The following is a 3,347-nucleotide window of genomic DNA, read 5'->3' as shown; positions in this document are numbered from 1 at the left end:
GGAAAGTTTTTGATCTAAATATTTCTCAATTTTAAATCGTTCTTGTTGGGATAATCTTGTATAATTTTGGCTCATAACAACACTAAATTAATAATTTATAGTGTTGCATTAGTTTTCTGAACCCGCGTTGATATTACAGCTAACGGGCTGCGGCTTGGCGAAGTGCGGGCTTGAATTGAGCGATAGTTCAATTCAGACCGAAACAGAGCCAAAGCTGTGAGCCTTTTGGTAAATTTAATAAAAAAACAAAAGCAAACAGCTTTTAGCGGATAAATAGGCGAGAAGTTCAATTTTGCACTTAACCCCGCATTTTGCCAAGCCGATGTTACCTGCAGTTTTTTATTATTTACATTGATATTTAGATTGTTTTAAGAAATTTTCTGTTGCATTTTTGTCTGCGAAGTTTAGTGTTAGTATTTCTTTTATTGCTAATTTTTTATTTAATGAGTTTTTATAATAATTTTTTGTAATAATATAACCAATAAAATATCCTAAATCTGCAGGCATATTTTTCGCAGTGGCAGTATTCGAAAGCCAATTTTGGAAATCATAACTATACATTTCTATATTAAACCGGTTCCAAATTTCACATTGGTTTTTATTTCCAAAATCAATGTATGGAGCTTCAACTTTTTTGTTAAGAATTAATTCCGCAATAAAATCAGCAGAACCTTCTTTTAAACATTGTCCAAGTAAATTTGCATTGTCTGAACTATTTAAATTTTGTTGTGTATGAACAAGTTCGTGAGCAGTTAAAAATAGAATTCCTGAATTTATTTTCATTCTGTCTTGATAATTGTTAGGTAGTTCTGAATAATCAACCGTTTTATCAGAAGATGCTAGTTCAGAGCCAATAATTAAATTTCCATTAATTACTGTGCCACCACCTTTCAAATTTCCTATAGTAAAGTAAATTTTTGGAGGATTGAAATCGGGATATATTTTTTGGAATTTTTTATAAATATATTCAACTTTTTTAAAGTCTTTCTGTATATTTTCAGTTTTTGGGCGAATAGAATTCCAAAATTTTGGGTATTCAGCAAATGATTTAATCCATTTTTCTGAAGTGAAATTTCTTGAATTTATGAAATCCATTAAACCATTTGAAGCATTTTTTATATAAATGTTTTCAAAAATTTGTAATTTATTATTTGAGTCATTAAGATTTTTTACTGCATCATAAGCAATCCAGAATCTATTTATGTCTGAAGTTTCAATATAATTTTTAAAATTAATTGTTTGACAACTCGCATAATTAGAAAAAAATATTAATAAGATTAGAAATCTTGTATTCATCACGGTTTTTATAAAATTGCAGGTAACGAGCCGAGTATTTGCGAAGAACGGGAGAGAAGTTGAACGAAGTTCAAGTTCGTGCGTTCAAGCAAATTGCTCTTTTCTAAAACTAATTTAAGTTTAAGTTTTTAGAAAAGCAATTTTGCGAGCGGAAAAATATAGGATGAAAGTTTACTTTCAGCCCGTTTTTCGCGAAATACTTTGTTACCTGCAGTATTTTTAAAATGGAATTGTTATAATTTCACCTTGCTTGTCTAAAAGTTTAATTTTATCTGGACTTGAATTATTAAATTTCTGATTTGGATATAAATGATAAATGCCTATATTTTTTGCATCAATTTTAAGATTTTTTTTGTCTGTATCCAATAATAACCAATACGGCATAAACGCCCAGTCAATGTTTTTAACTTTTGAAATTGTTTCTCCGTCTACTGTATCTCCTGAAATATAAATATTTTTTCCGTGCCAGGTAATTAAATAAGAAAAATGGTTAAAAGTAAATTTGTGTTTTGTTTTAAATGCTGTAATCTCAAAATCATCAAATGAAGAATATAAATTGTCTAATTTCTTGACATTCCAATTTCCATAAATTTTACTACTATGTTTAGATTTCAAATCTTTTAAAATTTCTTTTGAATAATGATCATCGTGTCTATGTGTAAACAGAAATGTAGAATTGTCTTTAATATTATCTATTTCAGAAATTTCATAGTTCATATACCCATATGCACCAGATTTATATGGAAAATCTATATATAGATTTGATTTACCATCAGTTAAATGAAGTCCACAATTTCCAATAAACTTAATTCTAATTTCATTAGTTTGACTAAATGCAAAATTGGAGTACCAAAAAATTGTAAAGAATAATAATATTTTTTTTAACATACAGGATTTAAATATTGCAGGTAACGTTTCGAGGCTTGGCGTCAGTGGCGGAAATTGAAGCGAAAAGTTTTCAATTTAGCGACATAGTAAGCAAAAGCCAATTAATTGAATAAATTTAAGAAAAAAGTCAATATAATTGGCTTTATGCGGAATAAAAAGCCAAAACTTCAAATTTTAGCCTTAACCCGCCATTGCGCCAAACCCTTGTTATAGCCAGTTTGAATTAGTCAGATAATTCAATAAAATTTGATTTTGTAAGATTCATAAAACTTATAAGAGAATCAATAGAATTACTAATATTAAAATCCAACATTTCATCGATTATCTGAAAATATGCACTAAAATCGTCTTCAGCATTTGTTTTTAAGTGTATTAGATTTTTTCTTGTTTGATATAATTTGTCAATTGATAATTTAATTTCAATATGATTGTCCCAGAATTTTTCATCTTTTAAAAATTGAGGTATTACTTTTTCAATTTTATCTTTAAAATTTACTTTAGGACTTTCTATTTCAATTTTTGTGAATTTTTTCTTTTCAGTTTCGTAAATAAAATCATTTGGAAGTATATGATTTATAAATGCTTCTAAAGAAGAAACCAACATTATAATACTACTTGTTCTATATTTTATGTAATCGTTGTAACATTGGTGAGTTCCATTTTCTTCAATTGGTAAAATAAATAAATCATCTCCCATTTGTTTCCCGCATTTAGGAAATTTACTAAATTTTATATTTTCAGATAAGTTATAATTTTCAATTCCTAATGTCAAGAATAAATGAACAGGATTCGGTAATGCTGAAATGTAATTAATTCCTTGATGAAGTATAGCTCTAGTTCGTAATACCCTTTGTTCAGATTCATTAAATGGAACCATCATTATTAGTTGGTTAGATAAACCGTCAAATGAAGATTTGTTTTCAATCGGAATAGGATTTGCTTCCAAGGTTTTATTTTTAATTATAAAATTTGGATATGGTGGAATTTTTATATTCATTATTCAGATTTTTTACGGTCTTTAAACAAATTGGCTATAACGAGCCGAGTATTTGCGAAGAACGGGAGAGAATTTGAGCGAAAGCTCAATTTCGTCCGTTCAAGCAAATTGCTTGGCTAAAACTAATTTAGGCTTAAGTTTTTAGAAAAGCAATTTTGCGAGCGGA

The 3,347-nt window shown here is 28.0% G+C and carries 3 protein-coding genes; all 3 read right to left on the bottom strand.

Annotated elements, in window-relative coordinates:
* Positions 1–342: 342 nt before the first annotated feature.
* Positions 343–1,296: a gliding motility protein GldB-related protein gene (locus IM532_RS13470; RefSeq protein WP_194184017.1), complete on the bottom strand. Its 954-nt coding sequence runs from the start codon at positions 1,294–1,296 to the stop codon at positions 343–345.
* A gap of 219 nt (positions 1,297–1,515) precedes the next feature.
* Positions 1,516–2,184, bottom strand: a complete 669-nt coding sequence (locus IM532_RS13465) for an MBL fold metallo-hydrolase (protein ID WP_194184016.1) — start codon at positions 2,182–2,184, stop codon at positions 1,516–1,518.
* 223 nt (positions 2,185–2,407) lie between these two features.
* The gene (locus IM532_RS13460; RefSeq protein ID WP_194184015.1) at positions 2,408–3,181 is read right to left on the bottom strand and encodes a hypothetical protein; all 774 of its coding nucleotides are present in this window, start codon (positions 3,179–3,181) and stop codon (positions 2,408–2,410) included.
* Positions 3,182–3,347 lie beyond the last annotated feature (166 nt).

Origin of the sequence: Faecalibacter rhinopitheci, assembly GCF_015234135.1 — a bacterium.
GTDB lineage: Bacteria > Bacteroidota > Bacteroidia > Flavobacteriales > Weeksellaceae > Empedobacter > Empedobacter rhinopitheci.
This window is presented reverse-complemented; position numbering and strand designations above follow the sequence as displayed.

Excerpts from the sequence above, each read along its gene's own strand:
- IM532_RS13460 (WP_194184015.1), bottom strand. The coding sequence starts at position 3,181 with ATGAATATAAAAATTCCACCATATCCAAATTTTATAATTAAAAATAAA.
- IM532_RS13465 (WP_194184016.1), bottom strand. The coding sequence starts at position 2,184 with ATGTTAAAAAAAATATTATTATTCTTTACAATTTTTTGGTACTCCAAT.
- IM532_RS13470 (WP_194184017.1), bottom strand. The coding sequence starts at position 1,296 with ATGAATACAAGATTTCTAATCTTATTAATATTTTTTTCTAATTATGCG.